The 24,570-nt window shown below is 70.8% G+C and carries 22 protein-coding genes; 9 read left to right on the forward strand and 13 right to left on the reverse strand.

Annotation, left to right across the window (positions count from 1 at the left end):
- The first annotated feature begins 64 nt into the window (after positions 1–64).
- Complete coding sequence (locus RR3_RS13515; protein ID WP_017680671.1) at positions 65–1,423, forward strand: DUF349 domain-containing protein; 1,359 nt, start codon at positions 65–67, stop codon at positions 1,421–1,423.
- A gap of 135 nt (positions 1,424–1,558) precedes the next feature.
- On the opposite strand, the gene RR3_RS13520 is transcribed toward RR3_RS13515, so the two are convergent.
- Together RR3_RS13520 and miaB are read right to left on the reverse strand one after the other, a co-directional pair.
- A complete protein-coding gene (locus tag RR3_RS13520) occupies positions 1,559–2,167 on the reverse strand; it encodes an Rv2732c family membrane protein (RefSeq protein WP_010592643.1) in 609 nt (202 codons plus the stop codon).
- Positions 2,164–3,714: a tRNA (N6-isopentenyl adenosine(37)-C2)-methylthiotransferase MiaB gene (miaB, locus tag RR3_RS13525; RefSeq protein WP_026137739.1), complete on the reverse strand. Its 1,551-nt coding sequence runs from the start codon at positions 3,712–3,714 to the stop codon at positions 2,164–2,166. The genes RR3_RS13520 and miaB overlap by 4 nt, the downstream gene beginning before the upstream one ends.
- Positions 3,715–3,988: 274 nt before the next feature.
- On the opposite strand from miaB, the gene RR3_RS13530 reads away from it, so the two are divergent.
- The 4 genes from RR3_RS13530 to RR3_RS13545 all read left to right on the forward strand — a co-directional run bounded on the left by RR3_RS13530 (position 3,989) and on the right by RR3_RS13545 (position 7,293).
- Positions 3,989–4,717 (forward strand): amino acid ABC transporter ATP-binding protein, encoded by a 729-nt coding sequence (locus tag RR3_RS13530; protein ID WP_010592645.1) that lies wholly within the window; start codon positions 3,989–3,991, stop codon positions 4,715–4,717.
- A gap of 52 nt (positions 4,718–4,769) precedes the next feature.
- Positions 4,770–5,603 (forward strand): glutamate ABC transporter substrate-binding protein, encoded by an 834-nt coding sequence (locus RR3_RS13535; RefSeq protein WP_010592646.1) that lies wholly within the window; start codon positions 4,770–4,772, stop codon positions 5,601–5,603.
- Positions 5,604–5,686: 83 nt separating this feature from the next.
- Entirely contained in the window at positions 5,687–6,367 is a 681-nt protein-coding gene (locus tag RR3_RS13540) for an amino acid ABC transporter permease (protein ID WP_010592647.1), read from the forward strand.
- Positions 6,364–7,293: an amino acid ABC transporter permease gene (locus tag RR3_RS13545; RefSeq protein ID WP_010592648.1), complete on the forward strand. Its 930-nt coding sequence runs from the start codon at positions 6,364–6,366 to the stop codon at positions 7,291–7,293. The genes RR3_RS13540 and RR3_RS13545 overlap by 4 nt, the downstream gene beginning before the upstream one ends.
- A gap of 4 nt (positions 7,294–7,297) precedes the next feature.
- Here the strand turns inward: RR3_RS13545 and recX are convergent, their stop codons facing one another.
- The 9 genes from recX to RR3_RS13585 all read right to left on the reverse strand — a co-directional run bounded on the left by recX (position 7,298) and on the right by RR3_RS13585 (position 17,083).
- Positions 7,298–7,876, reverse strand: a complete 579-nt coding sequence (gene recX / locus RR3_RS13550; RefSeq protein WP_010592649.1) for a recombination regulator RecX — start codon at positions 7,874–7,876, stop codon at positions 7,298–7,300.
- 8 nt (positions 7,877–7,884) lie between these two features.
- Positions 7,885–10,017, reverse strand: a complete 2,133-nt coding sequence (gene recA, locus RR3_RS13555; RefSeq protein WP_064066755.1) for an intein-containing recombinase RecA — start codon at positions 10,015–10,017, stop codon at positions 7,885–7,887.
- A 183-nt stretch (positions 10,018–10,200) separates the two neighbouring features.
- Positions 10,201–10,395 (reverse strand): DUF3046 domain-containing protein, encoded by a 195-nt coding sequence (locus RR3_RS13560; protein WP_010592651.1) that lies wholly within the window; start codon positions 10,393–10,395, stop codon positions 10,201–10,203.
- Between the two features lie 83 nt (positions 10,396–10,478).
- Positions 10,479–11,633 carry a glycosyltransferase gene (locus RR3_RS13565; RefSeq protein ID WP_026137740.1) on the reverse strand — a complete coding sequence of 385 codons (1,155 nt, stop codon included), beginning with the start codon at positions 11,631–11,633 and terminating at the stop codon, positions 10,479–10,481.
- 4 nt (positions 11,634–11,637) lie between these two features.
- Positions 11,638–11,814 (reverse strand): hypothetical protein, encoded by a 177-nt coding sequence (locus RR3_RS24910; RefSeq protein ID WP_156525190.1) that lies wholly within the window; start codon positions 11,812–11,814, stop codon positions 11,638–11,640.
- A 177-nt stretch (positions 11,815–11,991) separates the two neighbouring features.
- Positions 11,992–13,527, reverse strand: a complete 1,536-nt coding sequence (locus RR3_RS13570) for a serine/threonine-protein kinase (RefSeq protein WP_010592653.1) — start codon at positions 13,525–13,527, stop codon at positions 11,992–11,994.
- Between the two features lie 240 nt (positions 13,528–13,767).
- A complete protein-coding gene (locus RR3_RS13575) occupies positions 13,768–14,844 on the reverse strand; it encodes an alkene reductase (protein ID WP_017680675.1) in 1,077 nt (358 codons plus the stop codon).
- 77 nt (positions 14,845–14,921) lie between these two features.
- Positions 14,922–16,469 (reverse strand): glycerol-3-phosphate dehydrogenase/oxidase, encoded by a 1,548-nt coding sequence (locus tag RR3_RS13580; RefSeq protein WP_064066754.1) that lies wholly within the window; start codon positions 16,467–16,469, stop codon positions 14,922–14,924.
- Positions 16,466–17,083, reverse strand: coding sequence for a TetR/AcrR family transcriptional regulator (locus RR3_RS13585; RefSeq protein ID WP_017680677.1), 618 nt, complete (start codon positions 17,081–17,083; stop codon positions 16,466–16,468). The genes RR3_RS13580 and RR3_RS13585 overlap by 4 nt, the downstream gene beginning before the upstream one ends.
- Before the next feature lie 20 nt (positions 17,084–17,103).
- Between RR3_RS13585 and RR3_RS13590 the strand changes: the two genes are divergently transcribed.
- Together RR3_RS13590 and RR3_RS13595 are read left to right on the forward strand one after the other, a co-directional pair.
- Positions 17,104–18,726, forward strand: coding sequence for an FAD-binding oxidoreductase (locus tag RR3_RS13590; RefSeq protein WP_017680678.1), 1,623 nt, complete (start codon positions 17,104–17,106; stop codon positions 18,724–18,726).
- Entirely contained in the window at positions 18,723–19,628 is a 906-nt protein-coding gene (locus tag RR3_RS13595) for a diacylglycerol kinase (protein ID WP_010592658.1), read from the forward strand. The genes RR3_RS13590 and RR3_RS13595 overlap by 4 nt, the downstream gene beginning before the upstream one ends.
- On the opposite strand, the gene RR3_RS13600 is transcribed toward RR3_RS13595, so the two are convergent.
- On the reverse strand, positions 19,610–20,323 hold the full coding sequence (locus RR3_RS13600; protein WP_010592659.1) for a PIG-L deacetylase family protein: 714 nt from the start codon (positions 20,321–20,323) through the stop codon (positions 19,610–19,612). The genes RR3_RS13595 and RR3_RS13600 overlap by 19 nt on opposite strands.
- A 57-nt stretch (positions 20,324–20,380) precedes the next feature.
- Here RR3_RS13600 and RR3_RS13605 point away from each other — a divergent pair, with 57 nt between their 5' ends.
- Both RR3_RS13605 and RR3_RS13610 read left to right on the forward strand, forming a co-directional pair.
- Positions 20,381–21,712, forward strand: coding sequence for an alpha/beta hydrolase (locus RR3_RS13605; protein ID WP_017680680.1), 1,332 nt, complete (start codon positions 20,381–20,383; stop codon positions 21,710–21,712).
- Complete coding sequence (locus tag RR3_RS13610) at positions 21,709–24,195, forward strand: DUF2156 domain-containing protein (protein ID WP_017680681.1); 2,487 nt, start codon at positions 21,709–21,711, stop codon at positions 24,193–24,195. The genes RR3_RS13605 and RR3_RS13610 overlap by 4 nt, the downstream gene beginning before the upstream one ends.
- A 12-nt stretch (positions 24,196–24,207) precedes the next feature.
- On the opposite strand, the gene RR3_RS24915 is transcribed toward RR3_RS13610, so the two are convergent.
- Entirely contained in the window at positions 24,208–24,381 is a 174-nt protein-coding gene (locus RR3_RS24915; protein WP_003935645.1) for a hypothetical protein, read from the reverse strand.
- Positions 24,382–24,570: the final 189 nt, after the last annotated feature.

Consider the following 24,570-nt stretch of genomic DNA (forward strand, 5'->3'; position numbering starts at 1 on the left):
CGCGGCCCGACCACGCGAACCAATGCGACCAGGCAGCCGTGCCGCGCGGCAGAGATGAGGACCGATGACCGACCCGAACGCAACCCAGGAATCCCGCGCTCCGAAGCCGGGCGCCCCCAAACCGGGTCGGCAGCGGCCGGCCGCCGAGACCTCGGCTCCCAAACCGCACCCGGCTGCCCATCCCCACCCGCAGCCCACCGTTCCGGCCAGCGATCCGAGCCGGTGGGGCCGCGTCGACGAGGACGGCACGGCGTGGGTGAAGACCGCCGAGGGCGAGCGGTGCATCGGGTCCTGGCAGGCGGGCGACGCCGCCGAGGGTCTGGCCCACTTCGGCCGCCGATACGACGACCTCGCGACCGAGGTGGCAATTCTCGAGTCGCGGCTGCGTTCGGGCACCGGCGATGCGAAGAAGACCCGGGCGGCCGCCCAGGCGCTCGCGGAGTCCCTTCCCACCGCCGCGGTGATCGGTGACCTCGATACCCTCGCCGCACGGCTTGCGGCGATCGTGGCGGACTCCGAGAAGGCGGCTCTCGCCGCGAAACAGGAGAAGGAGCACCAGCGGGCAGCGGCCACCGCCCGCAAGGAGGCCCTCGCGGCGGAGGCCGAGCAGATCGGCGCCGAGTCGACGCAGTGGAAGGCCGCCGGTGACCGGTTGCGGGAGATCCTCGAGGAGTGGAAGACGATCCGCGGCGTGGACCGGAAGGTGGACGACGCGCTGTGGCGGCGTTATTCGAAGGCCCGCGAGGCGTTCAACCGACGGCGTGGCGCGCACTTCGCCGAACTGGACCGTGAGCGTGCCGCCGCACGGGCCCGCAAGGAGGAACTCGTCGCGCGGGCCGAGGACCTGCAGGACTCGACGGACTGGGGGGCGACGGCGGCCGCGTTCCGCGAACTGCTGGCGGAGTGGAAGGCGGCCGGCCGCGCCCCGCGCGAGGCCGACGATCAGCTGTGGAAGCGGTTCAAGGGCGCCCAGGACGTGTTCTTCGCCGCCCGCAACGCCGCCGCCTCGGAGCGGGACGCCGAGTTCGAGGAGAACGCGCGGGCGAAGGAGGCGCTGCTGCAGTCGGCGGCGTCGATCGATCCGTCGGCGGACATCGACGCCGCCCGGGCCCGGCTTCGCGAACTGCAGGACCGGTGGGAGGAGATCGGCAAGGTCCCGCGGGAACGTATGCACGACCTCGAGAGTCGTCTGCGGGCGATCGAGAAGCGGGTCCGCGAGGCCGCCGAGTCCGAGTGGCGGCGCACCGACCCGGAGGCGCTGGCCCGTGCCGCCCAGTTCCGGGAGCGTGTGCGCCAGTTCGAGGAGCAGGCGGCCAAGGCCACCGCGGCGGGCCGCCCGAAGGACGCCGAGAGCGCCCTCGCGCAGGCGCAGCAGTGGCGGGAGTGGGCCGACGCCGCGGAAGGTGCCGTCGGGGAGCGGTGAACCCCGGGCACGACCGAACCCGGACACGACCGAACCCGGACACGACCGAACCGCGAGCACGACCGAGCCCGGACACCACGGTGCCCCCGGCTCGTTCGAGCCGGGGGCACCGTGGTTCGTGCGGTTCCGGGACGATCAGTCGTCGAGCAGGCCCTTGTTCTCGTCCCGGGCGGCGGCGTCCCGCAGCTCCGCCTCGGCGGCGAGCTGGAGCGCGGTGCGCGTCCACACCACCTTCGCCCAGTGGAAGGTGAGCACCATGACGGCGAACCAGCCCAGGATCAGGCCGATGCCCGGTCCCGCTCCCGGGTCGCCGACGGGCAGGGTCTGCCGGGTCCAGATCGAGAGCATGCCGAACACGATCGACACCGCGGAGCCGGCCAGCGCCAGCCACGCCAGCACCCATCGGCGGGTGACGAGCGCCAGGATGGCGAAGATCGAGCCGAAGACCAGGGCGAGCCACACGAAGATGCGGGACGGCAGGGCAATGGATTCGGCGGTCGCATCGGGGGCGAAGGACAGCACCTCCCACCCGTTGGCCGCCCCGGCGTGGGGCAGGCTGAACGAGCCGAGCAGCACGAGCACCCCGACCGCGACGACGAGCGCCCGGGCGCCCGGGTCGATCTCACCGGCGATCTTGCGTTCGGCCGCTTCGAGGTCGGCACGGACTTCGTCCATCGGATCCCTTCCGTCGTTCCCGGCACCGTCGCCGGGGGTCCTGCCCTCGTCGGGGCCGCCCGCCGTCATGCCCCGCATCCCGTCCGGGCCGGAAGCGGTTCGGGCGCACCGATCTGCGGGAGACCGAGTCCGACACCGATGGGTGGTGTCTTGGGTGTGCGGCCCTGCTCGAACCGGTCGCCCGCGCGGGTGCGCCGGTGGGTCAGGATCGGGGTGTCCGCGACGAGATGATGGGGAGCGGCCTCGCTGACCACGACGGTGACGATGTCGCCGGGGCGGACCGCACGGTCGACGTTCCCCTCGGGCCGGAAATGCACGAGCCGGCCGTCCCGGGCGCGACCGCTCATTCGGGCGGTCTCGGCATCCTTGCGGCCCTCCCCCGCGGCGACGAGCAGTTCGACCTGAGCACCCACGAGCGCGCGGTTCCCCTCGAGGGTGATCCGTTCCTGCAGGGCGATGAGTCGTTCGTACCGTTCCTGGACCACGGCCTTGGGCAGCTGGTCGTCCATCTCCGCGGCGGGAGTGCCGGGACGCTTGGAATACTGGAACGTGAAGGCGCTGGTGAAGCGGGCCTTCTCGACGACGTCGAGGGTCTCCTGGAAGTCGTCCTCGGTCTCGCCGGGGAATCCGACGATGATGTCGGTGGTGATCGCCGCGTGCGGCATGGCCGCGCGCACCTTCTCGATGATCCCGAGGAATCGCTCCTTGCGGTACGACCGTCGCATCGCACGCAGGACGCGGTCCGAACCCGACTGCAGCGGCATGTGCAGCTGCGGGCACACGTTCGGGGTCTCGGCCATCGCCTCGATGACGTCGTCGGTGAACTCCGCGGGGTGCGGGGAGGTGAACCGGACCCGTTCGAGGCCCTCGATGTCGCCGCACGCGCGCAGCAGCGCGGCGAACGCGCCCCGGTCCCGGGGCTGCTCGGGGTCGGCGAACGATCGGCCGTAGGAGTTGACGTTCTGCCCGAGCAGGGTCACCTCGAGCACGCCCTCGTCGACGAGCGCGCGGACCTCGGCGAGGATGTCACCGGGCCGGCGGTCCACCTCCTTGCCGCGCAGCGACGGGACGATGCAGAAGGTGCAGGTGTTGTTGCAGCCGACGGAGATCGACACCCACCCGGCGTAGCTGGACTCGCGCCGGGCCGGCAGGGTCGAGGGAAACGCCTCGAGGGATTCGAGGATCTCCACTTCGGCGCGGCGGTTGTGCCGGGCACGATCGAGCAGTGCCGGCAGGTTGCCGATGTTGTGCGTGCCGAACACGACGTCGACCCACGGCGCCTTCTTCACGACGACCTCGCGGTCCTTCTGGGCGAGGCACCCGCCGACGGCGATCTGCATGTCGGGCTTGGCATCCTTGACCGGCCGGAGATGGCTCAGGTTGCCGTAGAGCTTGTTGTCGGCATTCTCACGCACCGCGCAGGTGTTGAAGACCACGAGGTCGGCGGCCGCACCCGGCCCGGCCTTGACGAATCCGGAGTCCTCGAGCAACCCGGACAGCCGCTCGGAGTCGTGCACGTTCATCTGGCAGCCGTAGGTGCGCACCTCGTAGGTGCGGGCGGCGGCCTCGCCGGTCGCGTCGAGGGCGGCCGGGGCGTTGGGGGGTTCACGGTCGATCGATGACACGTCTCAGCCTAGCTCACGGACCCGGCCGGCCCCGCAGTGGGCCGAGGGAAACAACGCCAAGGGAGACAACTTAGTCCATCGCCCGTCGCCGCGGGGCGAACCGGCTCCGGCCTTTCGGCGCCGACCGTAAATTTTCCATTACGCAGTCCGAACTCGGCTTCCGAAAGTTGCTGCACGGCGGCACGGGCAGCATAGGGTTCTGACCATGACACCAGCGGCGGTCGAATCCGAGAAGCCCTCCGGCTCGACGGGCGGCGCACCCCCGATGATCTCGATGTCGGAGGTGCAGAAGCACTTCGGAGCCCTGCACGTGCTGCAGGACATCAATCTGGACGTACCTGCGGGGCAGGTCGTGATCGTGGTCGGGCCGTCCGGGTCCGGCAAGTCCACCCTGTGCCGGACCATCAACCGGCTCGAGCCGATCGACTCGGGTGAGATCCGGGTGGACGGCAAGGTGCTCCCCGCGGAGGGCAAGGCGCTCGCGGCGCTGCGCGCCGACGTGGGCATGGTGTTCCAGTCGTTCAACCTGTTCGCGCACAAGACGATCCTCGAGAACGTCATGCTCGCCCCGGTGAAGGTCCGTCGCAAGGGCAAGAACGAGGCCAAGGAGCAGGCGCTGCAGCTTCTCGACCGGGTCGGCATCGCCAACCAGGCGGAGAAGTACCCCGCCCAGCTCTCGGGCGGGCAGCAACAGCGCGTCGCGATCGCGCGGGCCCTGGCGATGAACCCGAAGGTCATGTTGTTCGACGAACCGACGTCGGCGCTGGATCCCGAGATGGTCCAGGAAGTGCTCGACGTCATGACGTCCCTGGCCCGGGAGGGCATGACGATGCTCGTGGTGACCCACGAGATGGGTTTCGCCCGCAAGGCCGGCAACCGCGTGCTGTTCATGGCGGACGGGCAGATCGTCGAGGACACCGATCCCGACACGTTCTTCACCGCGCCCAAGTCCGCCCGCGCCCAGGATTTCCTCGGCAAGATCCTCAGTCACTGACCCGGCGTCGCTGCCGCATCCGGCGGCACCACCCACAACACGGAGGTACTCGATGAGAATCACCCGCTCGGTTCGCCTGGGCATCGGCGCGATCGCCGTCGCTGTGCTCGCCACCGCGTGTGGCGGAGACGAGCAGCGCAGCGTGTCGCAGTCCGCCGAGAGCGGCTCCCTCGTCGTCGGCATCAAGTTCGACCAGCCCGGACTCGGGTTGCGCAACCCCGACGGCACCTTCAGCGGGTTCGACGTCGAGGTCGCGAAGTACGTCGGGCAGCAGCTGGGGGTGGCGCCGGAGAACATCGAGTTCAAGGAGGCTCCGTCCCCGCAGCGCGAGACGCTCATCGAGAACGGTGAGGTCGACTACATCGTCGCCACCTACTCGATCACCGACGCGCGCAAGGAGAAGGTCGACTTCGCCGGGCCGTACTTCGTCGCGGGCCAGTCGCTGCTCGTGCGGGCCGACAACACCGACATCACCGGACCGGAGTCGCTCAGCGGCGGTAAGCGGCTGTGCTCGGTGGCCGGTTCCACTCCCGCCCAGAACGTCAAGGACACCTACGCGCAGGATGTGCAGCTGCAGGAGTTCGACACGTACTCCGCCTGCGTCGAGGCGCTGCGCAACGGCGCGGTCGACGCCGTGACCACCGACGACATCATCCTCGCGGGTTACGCGGCGCAGTACCCGGGGCAGCTGAAGGTCGTGGGCGAGCCGTTCACCGAGGAGCGCTACGGCATCGGCCTGGCCAAGGGTGACACCGAGTCCCGCACTCTGCTCAACGACGCGATCGAGGAGATGATCGCGAGCGGTGCCTGGCAGGCGGCCCTCGAGTCCACCGTCGGCCCGTCCGGGTACCCGTTGCCGGAGCCGCCGCAGGTCGACCGCTACTGACCGTCCCATGCCGTCCGGCCGGCCCGTGCGACGACTCGTCGCGGGCCGGCCGGACCCCAGTCCCCGATCGGTGGAGTTGACCTGTGGATCTGTTGAGCAAGTACGGCGACGAGTTGATCGACGCCTTCTGGACCACTGTGCAATTGACGGTGCTCTCGGCGATCGGCGCGCTGATCCTCGGAACGATCCTCGCCGGGATGCGCGTGTCCCCGGTACCGGTGGCGCGGGCGGTCGGCACCGTGTACGTGGGGATCTTCCGCAACACCCCCCTGACGCTGATCATCATCTTCTGTCTCTTCGGCTTGTCGCAGACGCTCGGCATCAGCCTGGCACCGCAGTCGTCGCCGACGTTCCTGGTGGACAACAATTTCCGGCTCGCCGTGCTGGGACTGAGCGTGTACACCGCGGCGTTCGTCTGCGAGTCGCTGCGCTCGGGCATCAACACCGTGAACGTCGGGCAGGCCGAGGCAGGCCGCTCCCTCGGGTTGACCTTCGGCCAGAATCTGCGCCTGATCGTGCTGCCTCAGGCGTTCCGTGCGGTGATCGCCCCCCTCGGTAGCGTGCTGATCGCCTTGACCAAGAATTCGACGATCGCGTCCGTCATCGGCGTCTCGGAGGCCTCCCTGTTGATGAAGACCATGATCGAGAACGAGGCGCAGATCTTCGTCATCGGCGGCATCTTCGCCCTCGGCTTCGTGATCCTGACCCTGCCCACGGGCCTGCTGTTCGGCTGGCTGAGCACGCGATTCGAGGTGTCCCGGTGAGCACCGGCCGCGCAACCGTCCTCTACGACGCTCCCGGTCCCCGGGCGCGAACCCTCTACCACGTCGCCTCGGCGGCGGTGGCCGTGCTGCTCGTCGCCGTCGGCTACTTCGTCTACCGGGCGCTCGACGACAAGGGTCAGCTCACCAGCGACAAGTGGGACCCGTTCCTCGAATCGAGTTCGTGGACCACGTACCTGATCCCCGGCATCCGCGGCACCCTCGTCGCCGCGGCGATATCGATCGTGCTCGCCCTGCTTCTCGGGGCCGCACTGGGCATCGGCCGGCTCTCCGATCACCGGCCCGTGCGCGCCGTGTCCGGGTTCGTCGTCGAGCTGTTCCGGGCGATCCCGGTGCTGATCCTGATGATCTTCGCCTACCAGCTGTTCGCCGAGTACCAGGTCTTCCAGTCGGAGTATCTGGCACTGGCGGCGGTGGTCACCGGCCTGACCCTCTACAACGGCTCGGTGATCGCCGAGATCGTGCGTGCCGGCATCCGGTCCCTGCCCCGCGGACAGACCGAGGCCGCTTCGGCGCTGGGCATGCGCAAGAGCCAGATCATGCGCCTGATCCTGCTGCCGCAGGCCGTCACCGCGATGTTGCCGGCGATCGTCTCGCAGATGGTGGTGGCCCTGAAGGACTCCGCACTCGGTTACCTCATCGGCTACGTCGAAGTCGTGCGATCCGGTCAGCAGCTCGGTGCGTTCTTCGGCAACTACCTGCCGTCGCTGCTCGTGGTGGCGGCGATCATGATCGTGCTCAACGGCGCGTTGACGATCCTCGCGACCCGGCTCGAACGTCGCCTGCGCACCGGGCGCAAGAACCGGGCCGCGATGCCGGAGGCCGACGAGAACGCGCCCGACAACGTGCTGTCCGGCATGACCGTGCCCGGGGTGGACATCACGAGCGACCACGACAAGCGCCGGTAACGCGTCAGTCGGCGGCGAATTCGCCGGGCCCGGAATCGTGCCCGGCGAGTTCGTTGCGGACCACCTCGAAGGCCAGGCCCTGCGGGTATCCCCGGCGGGCGAGCATGCCGACCAGCCGTCGCACCACCTTGTCCCGCTCCGCAGCGATCTCGCGCCGGTCGCCCTCCGTGGGCAGCGGCGGTTGGGTGCGCAGCTTCTTGCGCACCAGTTCGGTGGCACGGGCGCGCTCGTCGTCGCCGTCGATCTGCTCGAGTGCCTCCGCGGCCTCGACCTGCCCGATTCCCTTGCGGCGCAGCTCCATGGCCAGGGCACGTTTGCCCTTCCCGGCGTACAGGTGGCGGGAGCGTACCCACTGCTGGGCGAACTCGGCGTCGTCGACGAGACCGACCTCCGTCAACCGGTCGAGGGTCCGCTCGGCGACGTCCGCGGCGAAGCCCTTCTGTTCGAGCTTCGCGGCGAGTTCGGCGCGGCTGCGAGCCCGGTCGGTCAGCAGACGGAGGCACAGGTCCTTGGCCTGTGCCTCCGTTCCACCACCGGGCCGGTCGCCGCCGCGCCGGTCACCGCGACGGGAGTCGCCGTCCAATGCCCGACTCAGAAGTCGGCGGGCTCGTCGGCGTTCTCGGCGGTGATATCCGCCCCGATCCCGAGCTTCTCCTTGATCTTCTTCTCGATCTCGTCCCGGATGTCGGTGTTCTCGAGCAGGAACTTGCGGGCGTTCTCCTTGCCCTGACCGAGCTGATCGCCCTCGTAGGTGTACCAGGAGCCGGACTTGCGGATGAAGCCCTGCTCGACACCCATGTCGATGAGCGAGCCCTCCTTACTGATGCCGTGGCCGTAGAGGATGTCGAACTCGGCCTGCTTGAAGGGCGGCGACACCTTGTTCTTGACGACCTTGACGCGGGTGCGGTTGCCCACCGCATCGGAGCCGTCCTTGAGGGTCTCGATGCGCCGCACATCCAGTCGCACCGACGCGTAGAACTTCAAAGCCTTACCGCCGGTGGTCGTTTCGGGTGAATTGTGAACCATTACACCGTCGACGAAGTAGTTGTGGTTGCCCTCGACCTCGATATCGAAACGGCTCATCGACCGGGTCGGCGGCTTCACGTGCACGTCGAGCACACGCGAGGGGACGAGCCGCTGAGTCGGCTCCACGAATTCGGGAGCCACGATGCCGAGACCGCGGAAGCGGGGCAGCAACTTGTACTCCATCGAAGGGGCCATGTACGGCGCGACGATCTCCTGGAACTTCGCGGAGGCCGACGTGGAGAAGACCAGCACGGCCTTCTGCGCGGCGCCGGCGAGTCGCAGCCGAACGTCGAGTCCGTGGACATCTCGCAGGTAGTCGCGCAGACGTGCGCGCGAGCCCTCGCTCATGGCCTCCACACAGATCTCGATACGACCACTTCTGCCCTCGGTACGCTGCTGCACTCCCTTGGAACGCACAGAGAACGACCCGTCGTCCATGTACCAGACCGCCAGCGCAAGCGGTGTGAGCGACTTCAGATACTCCTCCGAGAGAAACTTCTTGCCGTCCCCGAGGTACACGGCGCGCTGCAGCTCCGCCAGCTCGGGCAGCGGCGTGAATTCGACGAACTTCGCACCCTTGTCGTTCTCCCGCACGGAGTGCCCGATGTTGCCGAGCAGATTCGTCTTCCAGTCGAGGTACGCGTGTTGCGCAGGACCGTGCCCCATGCGGAAGCGAACGCCGTTGCGGTCACGCCGGTTCGGGGAGAGATTGCCGTCCCCCATCAACGAGCCCAGGACGATCTGGAACTGCTGGTCGCTCAGGCGATGCGGTTCCATCGAGAGGACGCGGTCACCGGCGATGATCTCACCGGCAGGGGTCCACCCTCCCGGTGTACGGATGAGATGGTTCGGAGTCGCGGCGAACTGAGACCGACCGTTCCCTCCGGACTTCTCCACAGTGAACTGCAGGAAATGGTCGGCACGGCCGTTGTCGAACCAGTTCACGATCCGGCGCGGCACGATGCTGTCGGTGTCGGGATCGTAGGACATCACCTCGACGTCCATCTTCTGGTTGACGATCTTGCCGATCTTCTCCGTCGTGCCGTCGGCCAGCTGGACCCGGGTGCCGTAGGAGAAGCATCCGAACATGACTCCGATCTTCTCGCGCAGCTGGTTGATGAAGATCGCGGTGGTGCCGGAGTTGTTGAGCGCGCCGGTCATCTTGCGCAGCGCCTGGCTCATCAGGCGGGCCTGCAGTCCGACGTGGCTGTCACCCATCTCACCCTCGATCTCGGCGCGCGGCACCAGGGCCGCCACCGAGTCGACCACGATGATGTCGAGCGCGCCGGAACGGATCAGCATGTCCGCGATCTCGAGTGCCTGCTCACCGGTATCCGGCTGCGACACGAGCAGGGCGTCGGTGTCGACGCCGAGCTTGCGGGCGTACTCCGGATCGAGAGCGTGCTCGGCGTCGATGAAGGCCGCGATGCCGCCGGCGGCCTGGGCGTTGGCGACCGCGTGCAGCGCGACCGTCGTCTTACCGGACGATTCCGGGCCGTAGATCTCGACGACCCGTCCGCGCGGGAGGCCACCGATGCCGAGCGCGACGTCGAGTGCGATCGAGCCGGTCGGGATCACGGCGATGGGCTGGCGGGACTCCTCCCCCAGGCGCATCACCGAGCCCTTGCCGAAGCTCTTGTCGATCTGCGCGAGCGCCAGTTCGAGCGCCTTGTCGCGATCGTGTGCCTGTGGTGCCATCGTGGTCCCCTTTTCGAGTCTCGTCTTGCTTGCCGATGACGTTAGAGTCCGGCACCGACAAGTTCGCCGTCCCGACCGGCGAGCGGCCGGATCTGTGGATGAATCGGACGCCTGTGGACTACTTCTCCACCACCCGCGCCCCAGCATAGGCGAACAATTGTTCGAACGGAACGGCGCGGCGGTTCACCGGCGTGCGGGCGGGACGTCGAATTCGTCGCACAGGGCCCGCCACACCTCGCGGGGTTCCTGCCCGGCCTCGATGGCCTCGGCGGCGGTGTGCCCGCCGAGGGAGAGCAGGACGTGGTCACGGAGCAGGGCGTCGCCACGCATCTGCCCGAACTCGTTGCGGACATACTCGTGGAATTCGGTCAGTCGCACCCGAGCCACGGTAGTCGCTCTCCGGCGTGGGCCCCGGCGCCCGGCGCCTGTCCCATCACCGCGCCCGCGTCACCGCACCCGCGTCACCGTACCTCGGGCACGACGCCGCGGCAGACGGCGATCGGGTCCTCGACCTGCGCTGCCGTCGCGGCGGCCAGGCGCGCCGACCGGGCGAAGCGCGGCTCGGCCAGCACGGTGTCCACAGCCGCCCGCAGTGCGCCCGGCTCGAGTGGCCGCACGACGACCGCGCTGCCCTGCCGGGCGGCCCGATTGGCCAGTTCCCACTGGTCGCCGCCGCCGGGCACCACCACGGCGGGCACCCCGGCGCTCAGCGCCTTGGCGAGCATCCCGTGCCCGCCGCCACACACCACCACGTCGGCCTGCTCGAGCAGCAGGTCCTGCCGGCCGTGCCCGGCCACGACACCGTCCGGCCAGGCCCGCTCGGGCGGCTCGAGCATCGCGACGACGATCCGCATCCCGGAGCCGCCGAGACCCGCGCACACGGCGTCGAGCAGGCCGGGCACGCCGGTGGCCGCGGTGGACGGCGCCACCATCACCAGGGGTCCGTCGCCGGCGGGCGGCTCCAGGACCTCGCGGGTGGGTTCCCACAGCAGCGGGCCCACGACGTGCGCCTGCGCGGGCCAGTCCGGTCGCGGCACCTCGAGGGCCGGAAGCGTGGCGACGAGCCGGGCTGCCGGTCCCGGATCCCGCGCGGCCAGGCCGATCCCGACGCGCGCCTGCGCCCGTTCGCGCTCCCCCTGCCGAATCGAGCGGGCGGTCGCCGCCCGCAGCACCGCGTCCCGCGCCCGGCCGCGCAGGCCGGTGCCGGGGGCGAGACCGCTCCCGACGGGCGGCAACCCCCGCGAGGGCAGATACAGCGGATGGGGCGACAACTCCACCCACGGGATGCCGAGACGTTCCGCGGCCATGCCGCCGCCGGCGGTGAGGACGTCCGAGACGACGAGATCGGGAAGCAGGGCGCTGAGCCCGGGCAGCATCTCCGCCGCGATATGCGCGGCGCGGGCATGGATGCGGGCGCCGGCATCGGCATCGTCGTCCTCCGGACGCGGCGCCAGGCCGGCGAGCGGGGCCAGGGTCACGCCGTCGAGGTCCAGGCCCAGCCACCGCTCGCCGGTGAACAGAACCGGGTCGTCGCCCGCCTCGGCCAGCCGCAGACTCAGGGCTATCGCGGGGATCGCATGCCCCGCGTCCGGCCCGGCCACCACTGCCACTCGCATCGATTCAGACTGCCACACCGGGTTCCCGCACTCTGCGGACAGCGAGGATCGGGCCGGCGGCGGGGCACCCGGACGTGCCGATCCCGTCGGCCCGCCCGGACGGTGCGACGAGGTCGTCGCAGGCGGGCACGTCGACGAGCACGCAGCGTGGCGCCGTCCCCAGCCGACGTTCGTCGCGCACGCGCCCGTGATGCCGGGTCCGGCGGACGGCCGCTCCCCCACAGCGAGCGGGCAGGTCCCCGCACGGGTGGCTTCTTCGACGGTCGGCTCACCGATCGGTGGTCGGTCCCTTCGAAGACGGGTATGGCGGTCGCTTCCGGTGATCACTCCGTTCCGGTCGCCCCGGGCGAGCGGCCTTTCAGGGATACGCCGACCAGAACTGGAGCACCTGTTCGCGGGTGGTGACCGTTCCGTTCTCGATGATCAGCAGTTCGTTCCGGTCGAACGTGTAGCGCACAGGTCCCGACACGACCGTGAATCCGGCGGCGTCCGGGACGGCATCGGCCAGCTCGATGTCGGCGCCGTCGCCGAGTCGCAGACCCTTGTAGTAGAGGCCGTCGAAGCCGTTGCGGCACACCAAGACCCGAGATTCCGAAGTGCGCGCCACCGCGACGGCCTCGTCGGCAGCGTTGCAGCGCGGCCCGATGTCGTCGTCGAAGCCCCGGATACCTGCCTGCGCGACGGGGATGCGGTCCGGGCGGCTCTGTGGCGCGGCGGTGGTCGTCGGTGCGAGGGCGGAGGTGGTGATGTCGGTGATCTCCGCCGTGGCCGGGACGGACACCGAAGGAAGCGTGGCCGGGCCGGGGGTGTCGACCCGTCCGGTAGCCGAGATGCCGGCCCGCACGTCCGCGTCCTGCGAGCCGTCGCGGGCGAGCAGGATCCCGGTCAGTGCCCCGGCCAGCGTGACAGCCGCCACCACGCCCAGCAGCACGAGCAGCGGCCGCGGAGAACGCGCCCCCGGATGTCCGGACGCGGCAGGGGGCCCGGGAGACACCGGGGTGGCGGTCGACGCGGCGGAGACCGTCCGCGTCGGCTCGGTGACCGGCTCGTCGAGAGCGGCGCGCGCGGCTGCGGCCAGCGCGCCGCACGTGGGGAAACGATCCTCGGGCCGCTTGGCCATCGCGCGGGCGATCACCGCGTCGAGCGCGGGTGGTAGCTCGGGCCGCGCCGCGGTGGGACGTGGCGGGGCCAGATGCAGATGTGCGTGGACCAGATGCGCCGCCTCGGTTCCCGGGAAGGGGGGCCGCGCCGTGAGCAACTGATAGAGCGTGCACCCCAGGGCGTAGACGTCGGTGCGAGGGCCGGGCGGCCGTCCCTCGATCTGCTCCGGGGAGGCGTACTGCAGGCTGGCGACGAGGATGCCGGTCTCGGTGACCGCCGTGCTGCCGAGACTCTTGGCGATCCCGAAGTCCGCGAGCAGGACGCGCTCCGGTTCACTTCCGCTGCTCGGGGCGAGCAGGATGTTCGCGGGCTTGACGTCGCGGTGCAGCACACCGTGCGCATGCGCGTGATCGAGTGCCCGAGCGGTCTCGGACACGATGCGCACGGCGCGCGCCGGACGCATCGGCCCCTCTCGCAGAGCGCCCACCGCATCGGTGCCGTCCACGTACTGCATCGCAATCCACAACTGGTCGCCGACGTTGCCGCGGTCGTACACGGTGACGATGTTGGGATGTTCGAGCCGCGCGACGTGATCGGCCTCCCGGAGGAACCGGCTGCGGTTGCCGGGATTCGCGTTCGCCGACAGGTCGAGCAGCTTCAGTGCAACGAAACGCGGCAGGTTGGGATGCCGCGCCAGGTAGACGCTGCCCATGCCCCCGGTCGCGAGGCGGCGTTCGATGCGGTACCCGGCGAACACGGAACCGGGCTGCAATTCTCCCACGGTGTCGTCCACTCCCGAGTCCGTCGTGGCGCCCGCCCGACGGCCGTCTCAGAATATCGCGCACCGACGCAGGACCCGCACCCGAATGCTCCGAATCGGATCGCGGTGCTACCCGATGTCGCCCGAGGCGCGGCAGCGTCGCCCGCACCCGGCGTCGGTGGCCCGGTCGGCGGCAGGTGATCACGAGGGCACGAGGCACGCAGCCACCTGGCCGGTTCTGCCCGGCTGCCGGAGCCGGGCAGAACCGTGGGGTCAGCCCGCGTGCAGGAAGGGGTAGTCGGTGTAGCCCTCGGCGCCCGACGAGTAGAACAGCGCCGATTGCGGCTGGTTCTCCGGGTGCTCCCCCGCCCACCGCTCGACCAGGTCCGGGTTGGCGAGGACCGCCCGGCCCACGGCCACGGCATCGGCGTGGGCGGCCTCGATCAGCTCCACCGCTTCGTCCCGGGTGGTCGGCGAGCCGAAGCCGCTGTTGCCGATCAACTTGCCGCCGAACCGCCGGCGCAGCTCCTGCACCAGTTCGCCGGCCGGTTCCTTGTGCAGCACGGAAAGGTATGCCAGGCCCAGTGGACGCAGTCGATCGAGGAGGGCGCCGTAGGTGGCGAGGACGTCGTCGCGGTCGGTCTCGTAGGCGTCCTGGATGTTGTGCTCGGGCGAGATCCGCAGTCCGACCCGGCCGGGGCCGATGGCCGACGCCACCGCCGTGACCACTTCGACGACGAAGCGGGCCCGGTTCTCCGGAGAGCCGCCGTACTCGTCCGTACGCTGATTGGCGGCCGGTGAAAGGAACTCGTGCAGCAGGTAGCCGTTGGCGCCGTGGATTTCCACCCCGTCCAGCCCGGCCTCGATCGCCCGCCGCGCCGCGGCGACGAAGTCCTCGACGATCCCGCGCGCTTCGTCGGTGGTCAGCGCGTGCGGTATCGGGTACGGCTGCTCGCCCTTCTCGGTGTGTCCCACGCCGTCGATCGCAATCGCGCTCGGAGCGACGACCCGTCGGCCGCCGTTCACGTCGGGGTGGGTCACGCGTCCGCCGTGCATCACCTGCATCACGATGTGGCCGCCGCGGGCGTGCACCGCGTCGGCCACCCGTCGCCAGCCGGCCACCTGCGCGTCGGTGACGATTCCCGGCTGGCCGACGAAGGCCTGCGACTCGTGGTTGGGGTAGGTGCCTTCGGTGATGATCAGCCCCACGCTCGCCCGCTGCCGGTAGTGCTCGACCACCAGGTCGCCGGGAACACCCGACGGTCCGGACCGCAGCCGGGTCAGCGGGGCCATGACGACCCGATTGGCGAGCTCGAGATCTCCGAGAGTGACGGATGTGAACAGGTCCATGGCAGGGGCAACGGGTGCGGGCACACCTGCGATTCCCGATCGGAGTGCGGCAGGTGTCACACCGGTCGCTGCCGGGGTCAGTCCGGCACGTCAGCCAGCACGTCACCGGCGACGGCGAGCGCCCTGGCCCGGTCACCGGGTACGAGTCCGATCCGGGTGCGGCGGTCGAGGATGTCGTCGACATCCAGGGCGCCCTCGTGGGTGACCGCGAACTCGAGTTCCGCCCGGCTGACGTCGAGTCCGGGGGCGATCGGCTCGAGCGCGTGCGGACCCGCGGCGAGCAGCGCAGCTTCGGTTCCGTAACGCCGCACCAGGTTCGGCGGGGCCGCGACGGTGCGCAGCACGCCGGGCGGGGCTGCGCCGACGAGGGCAAGCCGCGTGGTGCGGCACGGTCCGGCGCGCAGCCCGGCGGCCTCGACCGCCGCGTCGACGGCGTCCTGCGCCATCCGCCGGTAGGTGGTGAGCTTGCCCCCGACGATGCCGATCGGACCGTGCTCGGACCGCACGACGGCGTGCCGGCGTGACAGGTCCGCGGTGGCGTCCCCGATTTCGGTGCCCGGTGCGGACGAGTCGAGCAGCGGCCGCAGTCCCGCGAAGGCCCCGAGGACGTCGTTGCGGGTCAGGGGTGTGGCGAGGGCCGTGTTGGCGGTGTCGAGGAGAAAGTCGATCTCGTTGTCGGTGGCCTGCGGGACGTCCGGCAGCGGGCCGGGCGCCGGCTCGTCGGTCAGACCCAGGTAGATCCGGCCCGACTGGGCGGGCAGCGCGAAGACGAATCGGTTGGTGGCACCGGGAATCGGCACGGTCAGCGCGACGGTCGGGTTGCCGAGGGCGGTGGCGTCGAGGACGAGGTGCGTGCCGCGGCTGGGCCGTAGCCGGATCGAAGGATCGACCTGTCCGGCCCACACGCCGGCCGCATTGATCACGGCGGCGGCCGCCACCCGGATCTCGGTGCCGGTGAGCGTGTCACGCAGGACGGCGCCGCCGGCGGTGACGGACTGCGCGTCGACGCGGGTGAGGATGCGGGCGCCGTGGGAGGCGGCGGTGCGGGCGAGCGCGACGACGAGCCGGGCGTCGTCGACGAGCTGACCGTCGTACGCGAGCAGGCCCCCGCGCAATCCGTCGCGCCGGACGGCGGGCACCAGGCCGGCGACGCGTCCCGCGCCGATGCGACGCGAGCGCGGCAGCACCGCGGACGGGGTGTGCGCGGAGACGCGCAGGGCGTCGCCGGCCAGGAACCCGGTGCGTACAAGTGCGGCCTCGCCGCGTCCCACCGACGGCAGCAGCGGCACCAGCTGCGGCATCGCCCGCACCAGGTGCGGCGCCGTGTGGGTCATGAGGATGCCCCGCTCGACGGCGCTCTCGCGGGCGATGCCGATGTTCCCGGTGGCGAGGTAGCGCAGTCCGCCGTGGACGAGCTTCGAGCTCCACCGGCTCGTGCCGAAGGCGAGATCGTGACGTTCGACGAGGACGACGCTCAGGCCGCGCGACGCCGCGTCGAGGGCGGCGCCCGTGCCGGTGACCCCACCGCCGACGACGAGCACGTCGACGGAGGGGTGGGCGGCGAGGTCGTCGAGTTCCCGCCGTCTGCGGGCGGCGTCGAGGGCGCTGGAGGCAGGTCCGGTCACGGTCGATCCTCTCCGGCAGGGGCCAGGTAGGTGTCCACGGCGTGCGCCAGCTCGGTCAGCAGTGCCTCCCGGTCGACCACCTCGGCGATCATTCCGGCGGACTGTACGACCGACTGGGCGGTGAGCAGTACGAACGCGGCGAGCGTACGGGCGTCCCCGGCGCGGACGGTGCCGTCGCGCTGACCGCGGGTGAGCGCACCGGTCAGCACCTCGAGGACCGCGTGCTGGCTGGTGCCGAGCCGGTCCACGATGTACGTCATGAGCAGGTCCGGATCCGATCGGAGGATCTTCTCGAACAGCGGGTGCGCGCCGATCTCGTCGACGGCCGTCACGACGGCCCGTACGATCCGCGGCCGGACGGGTCCCTCGCCGTCGAGATCCGGGAGTACGGCGCGGATCTCCCGGGTGAGCAGGTCCGCGACCAGGGCACGGGTGTCGGGCCAGCGGCGATAGACCGTGGGGCGGCTGACACCGGCGCGGCGTGCCACCTCGGCGAGGGTGGTGCGCCGCAGTCCGAAGTCGAGCAGGCAGGAGCGGGTGGCGTCGAGGATCTGATCCTCGACGGTCGTTGCCGGCGCACCCGACGACCGGAATTCTTCGTTACGGATAGACATTGTATGTAACACTGTAACGCATGACTGTGAGCTTCACACCCCGCCATCCGTCCGCTGCCGCCGAGATGGAGTGGGACGCGTGGGGTACGGCGGATCGCCGGAAGGAACTCGGCGACGGCGTCCGCACCCTGCTGCAGCAGGCCCTCGGCGTGGACACCCACCGGGCCCCGTCCCTGGCCGAGAGCGCGGTGCGACTCCTCCCCTCCCGCCTGGACACGCGGCACCGCCACGGCCTCGGCCGCATCGTCGGCCCCGGGCACGTCGGCGACGACGACGCGGCCCGCCTCCGTCACGCCGGCGGCAAGAGCACCCTCGACCTGCTGCGACGACAGGACCCGGGACCGCAGGATGCTCCCGACGCGGTGGTGCGGCCCGGCAGCCACGACGAGGTACTCGCCGTACTCGACTACTGCGCCGGCGAGGCGATCGCCGTCGTCCCGTTCGGCGGCGGCACCAGCGTCGTCGGCGGCCTGGACCCGGTGCGCGACGGATTCGACGCCGTCGTCGCCGTGGACCTGCAACGGATGAATGCGCTCACCGATCTCGATCCGGTCTCCGGCGTGGCGACGCTGCAGGCCGGCGCCACCGGACCACAGGTCGAGGAACTGCTCGGCGCCCACGGCTTCTCGCTCGGGCACTTCCCGCAGAGCTTCCGCCACGCGACCGTGGGCGGGTTCGCCGTGACCCGGTCCTCCGGCCAGGCATCGGCGGGCTACGGCCGGTTCGACGACATGGTCGAGCATCTCGTCGTCGCGACGCCGAGCGGTACCGTGCGCGCAGGGCGCGCGCCGGCCTCGGCCGCCGGACCGGACCTGCGGCAGTTGTTCCTCGGCTCCGAGGGACTGTTCGGCATCGTCACCGAGGTCGGCGTGCGAATCCACCCGGTCCCCGCCGCGGTCGCCCGTCGCGCCTGGTCGTTCCCCGACTTCGCCACGGGTGCAGACGCGCTGCGCACCCTGGTGCAGACCGGCGCCGTCCCCACCGTGCTGCGTCTGTCGGACGAGTCCGAGACCGCCGTCAATCTCGCGCTGCACGAACACATCGGTTCGACCGCCCCCACCGGCTGCCTGGCCGTGACCACCGTCGAGGGCACCGCGGACCACGTGCGCGCCCGCGCCGCCGAGGTCGATGCGCTGCTCGCAGCCACGGGCGGCACCGACCTCGGCGAAGAACCGGCCCGGACCTGGGAGGACGGCCGATTCGACGCACCGCACCTGCGCGACGCGCTGCTGCGGGCCGGGGCGCTCGCCGAGACCCTCGAAACCGCCACCACGTGGAGTAATCTGGCGCGGTTGCGGACCGCGGTGACCGACGCGCTCACCGCATCGCTGCAGGATCAGGGCACCCCGCCTCTGGTGCTGTGTCACATCTCGCACACGTACCCCACCGGGGCATCCCTGTACTTCACCGTCGTGTGCGCACAGGCGGACGATCCCCTCGCGCAGTGGTCGGCAGCCAAACGCGCCGCCACGGACGCGATCGTGACGGCCGGCGGCACGGTCACCCACCATCATGCCGTCGGCCGGGACCACCGGCCCTGGATAGCCGAGGAGATCGGCACACTCGGCACCTGCCTGCTGCGTGCGGTCAAGGACGCAATCGACCCGCGCGGCATCCTCAACCCTGGGAAGCTGCTGCCGTGATCGAATCCGTCACCGTCCTGACGAATCCGGCCGCGGGTCCGCGTACCGCGCGCGCGACCAGGGCTGCCACGACCCGGTTGCGCGAACGGGGCCTGCACGTCACCGAGATCGCCGGCGACACCCCGCAGCACTCGCTCGAACTGGTCCGGCGCACCGTGGCCGCCGGTACCGGGGCACTCGTCGCGGTCGGCGGGGACGGGCTCGTCTGGCTCGCCTGGCAGGCACTCGCGCAGAGCGGCATACCGCTCGGCATCGTCCCGGCCGGGACCGGGAACGATCTGGCCCGCGTCCTGCAGCTGCCGTCGGACCCGGTGGCCGCGGCCGACGTGGTCGCCGACGGGTCGACGCGGACGATCGATCTCGGCCGGGTCCGGGCGGCCGGCCGGCCGGACCACTGGTTCGGCACCGTGCTCGCCAGCGGCTTCGACTCACTGGTCACCGACCGCGCCAACCGGATGCGGCGGCCGCGCGGCCGACTGCGCTACAACGTCGCGATGGTCGCGGAACTGGCGCATCTGCGCTTGCTGCCGTACCGCATCACGCTGGACGACGGCGACCTCGAGGTGGCGGCGACGATGGTGGCCGTGGGCAACGCCTCGACCTACGGGGGCGGCATGCGCATCGCCCCGGCCGCACGTCTCGACGACGGTCTCCTCGACGTCGTGATCGTGACCTCGGCCAACCGGACCCGCCTGCTGCGCCTGTTCCCGACCGTCTACCGCGGCACCCATGTCGAGCTGGACGAGGTGACCGTGCGCCGCACCCGGCGAGTGCGGCTCGAATGTCCCGGCATCTCCGCGTACGCGGACGGCGAGCCGCTCGGCCCGCTGCCCGTCGACGTCGAGGCCGTACCCGGAGCCGGAGTCGTCCTCGTGCCCGGTGCTCAGCCCCCGAACGTGTAGAGCTCGAAACCGGCGGCCCGGTCGAAGCCGGGCAGCGCCGCGGTGGCCGACTCCACCTGCGCCCGGGCCTGGTCGATCACCGGGTCGGCCGCGAGCGCCTCGAGGTAGCGGCGATGCTCGGCGAGGGACGCGACGCCGGCCTCGACCGTGTCGGTGACGTCCACCGCGTGAGTCGGAGACGTCGTGTTCACCGCGACCCACCGCACCCCGGGCCACGGCGGCAGCCCCTGCTCGGCCAGCTCCGGGAAGATCCATTCGTTCGCCGCGTCGGCGACCGCGTCGAGCACGCTCAGTCCCAGGGCCCGATGGTCGGCACTGTTGAGGACACCGGGAAACCACGTGAGCCCGAAGTGGCCGGTCACCACCATCTCGGGACGGTGCCGCCGGATCGCCGCCGCAAGATCGCGACGCAGGTCCGGCCCGGCCACCAGGCGGCCGTCCGGGTGCCCGAGGAACTCCACCACCTCGACTCCGACGACGCGAGCCGACGCCCGCTCCTCCTGCTCACGCAGCGGCCCGCACTCGGCCGGCGGCAGACCCGCGATGCCGGCCTCACCGCTGGTCGCCAGCACGTACCGCACGTCCTTGCCCTGGCGGGTCCACCGCGCCACCGCCGAGGCCGCACCGTACTCGATGTCGTCCGGGTGCGCGGCGATCACGAGCGCACGCTGCCAGTCCTCGGGTACCGGTTCCATTCCTCTACTATCGCCGATCCCGGTGCGCCGGTGGGAGCCTCGCGCATACTGGATGTCGTGTCGTGGTCCGGACTCGTCGAAGCAGCGCTCGACGTGCATCTGACCACGACGGCTGCCGCCGTGGTGTTTGTCGTCCTCGCCGTCGGCGGTTTCACCGCGCTCGTCGCACGCCGTAGCCGCCGATGGCTCGTCGTGTGGGTTCCCGTGGCCGTCGTGTCCACGGTTGTGCTCGTGCTCGCGGCGGCCGTGCTCGTCGAGCAGGTGTGGCGACCGTTTCCGGACCGACTGCCGCGCTCGGTGTACGTGTGGTCCGGCCTGGCCGTCCTGGCAATCGCGCTCGGCGCCGGCCGCTGGGTCGTCCGGCACCGGGACCGGCGACCGCTGGCCGCGGCCGGTCTCGTCGTGGCCGTCGTAGCGGTGGTGGTGGCCGCCGCGGGGCAGGTCAACGCGGTGTACGACGCCTACCCGACGGTGCGTGCGGCTCTGGGTCTGAGCAACTACCGCACGGTGCCGCTCGCCGAGGCCTTGGGCTCGGCGGCGGCGACGATCGACCGGCGACCTCTGTCGGAGAACTGGACACCGCGCGGCGACCTGCCGGAAACCGGGGCGGTGACGACCGCACGGATACCGGGCGCTGTCTCCGGATTCCGTGCGCGGGACGCACGAATCTACCTCCCCCCGGCGTACTTCGCCGACCCGCGACCCGAACTGCCCGTGCTGGTGCTGCTGGCCGGCCAGCCCGGTGGCACCGAAGACTGGCTCGTCGGCGGACGGTTGACGCAGATCATGGATGCCTACGCGGCGGAGCACGACGGCCTCGCACCCGTCGTCGTGCTGGCCGACGGAACCGGCGGGCAGTTCGACAACCCGCTGTGCGTCGACTCGCATCTCGGCAACGTCGCGACGTACCTGACCGTCGATGTGCCGGCCTGGGTGCGCAGGCAACTGCAGGTCGACCCGGATCCGTCCGGATGGGCGATCGGCGGCTTCTCCTACGGCGGGACGTGCGCCCTGCAACTGGCGACCACCCGGCCCGACGTCTACCCGACCTTCCTCGACCTGTCGGGGCAGGCGGAACCCACCATCGGAGACCGGGACCGCACCGTCCGGGAGGTATTCGGCGGCGACGCGGCCGCCTTCGCGCGCAACAACCCGGCCGAGTTGCTGACGCGTAACCGGTACCCCGGATCGGCGGGTGTCTTCGTCGTCGGTCTCGACGACCGCGAATATCGCTCCGGGCTGGAGCAGCTGACGACAGCGGCCGCGGCCGCCGGAATGGACGTCCACCTGACGGAGCTTCCCGGCGCACACAGCTTCGCGGTGTGGTCCGCCGGATTGGAGAAGGAGTTGCCGTGGCTCAGCCGACGACTCGGCCTCGTCGCTCGATGACGGCGCGTGCCGGTGGGGTGCTGCGCCGGGCTCCGGTGTCCCTGACCCTGCTCGCGGTGTTCTGGGTGGCCGGACTCGTCACTGGTTCGGTGCTGCACGGCCCGTCGCGCGAGTTGGCCCTCCAGATCTCGCTGGGTACCGGCAGCATCGGCGAAGGCCGCGTATGGGTGCTGTGGACCTCCGGGCTGTTCGCCTCCGGTCTCGGCGAGTACATTCTGGCGACTGCGGCGATCCTTGCGGTGGCCGTGCCCGTCGAGAACCGGATCGGTGCCGGCAGGTTCGCGGTGGCCGCCGTGGTCTCGCAGGGCGCAGGTGCCACGCTCGCGCTCGTCGTGGCGCTGCTCGCGTCCTCCGTACCGAACTCGTGGGGATTCGAACTGCACGGTCACCTGATCGAGGACCCACTGCCGTGGATCCTGGGCGCCCTGCTCGCGGCCACCGCGGGGATGGGCACTCTGTGGCGTCGCCGTATTCGCACACTGGTGCTGGTGTTCCTCGTCACGACCGCGCTGTTCGCCGGCCACCTGCAGGACGTCACGCGCCTCTGCGCGGCGCTGACGGGGTTTTTCCTCGGTCCGGTGCTGTTCGGGCGGGCCGCCCGCGGTCCGGCACTCGGCGGCACGGTGCGGGAGCGCCGCACCCTGGTGGCGCTCGTCGTGGCGGCGAGCGTCCTCGGGCCCGTCCTCGCGGCGTTCTCGCCACACGCCATCGGCCCGCTGTCCGCGCTGCGCGAGCTGTTCGACCAGGTCCCCTATACCGCACGGGAGCTGGTCGACGTCTGCGCGGACCCGGCTCTGCGTGACGAGTGCCGCAAGGGGCAGCAGGCGCTGCGCTTGTCGGGCATCGGGCCCCTGGTGATGAACCTCATGCCGTCGGCGGTGCTACTGGTCGGGGCGGAGGGTCTGCGTCGCGGGCGCCGCGCCGCCTGGCTCCTGTCGGTATGGGGACACGTCGCACTGATCGCCGTGGCCGCAGTGAGCGTGATCGTGCAGATCACCGAGCAGGACGAGACCCGCTCACTGCTGTACGGCGCGCGCCGCAGCAGCTCGGTCTCCATGGAACTCGCACCGCTGCTCGCCCTTGTCGCGGTGCTCGTGCTGCTGCTGGCGACCCGGCGGTTGTTCGGCGTGCAGGCACCGCGCGGCACCTATCCCCGCGTGTGGCTGGGCACCGGGGCCGCCGCAGGCGTCGCCCTCGTCACCTATGTGGCGCTGGGAACGCTGCTCTCCGACGACTTCGACCGCGATCCGGGCATCGGCACGCTGCTGCGCGACGCGCCGCGACGGCTCGTGCCGCCTGTGTACCTGCAGTTGTTCGAACCCCCCGTACTGCCGCTGACGTCACCCGCCACACTGCTGTTCGAGTGGGTCGGAGTGCTCGTGTGGGTCACATTCTGCATGCTGATGCTCCGCAGCTTCGTGGTCCCCGCCGTCGGGCACGATCCCCGCGACGAGCTTCGCGTCCGTGCGCTGCTGCACCGCCCCGGGGGTAGTTCCCTGTCCTGGATGACCACGTGGAGCGGCAACCGGTACTGGTTCACCGCCGACGGCCGGCACGCCGTCGCCTACCGGGTGCACTCGGGTGTCGCGCTGACCACCGGTGACCCCGTGGGCAATCCGGCCGACCTCGAGCGGGCGGTCGACGAGTTCGCCACGTACTGTCTCGGCAACGGCTGGACCCCGTGCTTCTACTCGGTCGGGGAGGACACCGCCGCAATCGGCCGGGGTCACGGCTGGAGCTGCCTGCGGGTAGCCGAGGAGACGGTCGTGGCATTACCCGGCCTCGCCTTCAAGGGCAAAAAGTTCCAGGACGTGCGCACCGCCCTCAACCGCGCCGTCAAGGACGGAGTGCAGGCACGGTGGACGACGTTCGCCGAGGCTCCGCTGGCGGTGACGGAACAGATCGTGGCGATCTCCGAGGAGTGGGTCGCCGACAAGGGCCTCCCCGAGATGGGCTTCACCCTCGGCGGCCTCGAAGAACTGCGCGACCCGGAGGTGCGACTGCTCCTGGCGATCGACGCGGACGACCGCGTGCACGCGGTGACGTCGTGGCTGCCGGTCTACCGGGACGGCGCCCTGATCGGTCTGACGCTGGACTTCATGCGCCGCCGCTCGGAGGGATTCCGTCCCGCAATGGAATTTCTCATCGCCTCCGCCGCGATGTCCGCGCAGGAGGAGGGTCTCGAGTTCCTCAGCTTGTCGGGCGCGCCGCTCGCCGGAACCGACCCGGCGGCCGACGCACTCGACCGCGGCGCACTCGACGCGCTGCTCGATCTGCTGGGCCGCACCCTCGAGCCGGTCTACGGATTCCGGTCCCTACTCGCCTTCAAAACGAAGTTCCAGCCGCAGCACCGGCCCATGTACATGGTCTTCCCCGACGCCGCAGCACTGCCCACGATCGGACTCGCCGTCGGGCATGCGTATCTGCCCGACGTGTCGCTCGGGCAGGGACGCCGGCTGGTCGCGCAGTTGCTGCGCCGATGAGCCGGCGTGACCTCACACCCGGGTGATGTGATCGTCCTTGCTGCCGCTCACGGCCTTGTACACCATGTAGCCGCCGAAGATCAGCGCACTCACCACGAGAATTCCGAACAGGTGCTCCGCGAGCGCCCCGATCACCACGAGAGCGATCCACACCAGCGCCACCACACCCACGATCTTCCAGAACATCGTCCACTCCTTGCCTCGTTGCCGTCGAGGTCGATCCTGACACTCCCCGCACCGAAAAACACCAGGTCAACGCAGAGATCAGGGAAAGATGGGTGGTTACCCGGAGACCGGAGCCGCACTGCTGGGGGCCCGGCCCGGAGCGGGGTGGTGACAGGGAGCACGCCGCGGCGACATACCCTCGACAGGTTC

Origin of the sequence: Rhodococcus ruber NBRC 15591 (genome assembly GCF_001894945.1) — a bacterium.
Classification (GTDB): Bacteria; Actinomycetota; Actinomycetes; order Mycobacteriales; family Mycobacteriaceae; genus Rhodococcus; species Rhodococcus ruber.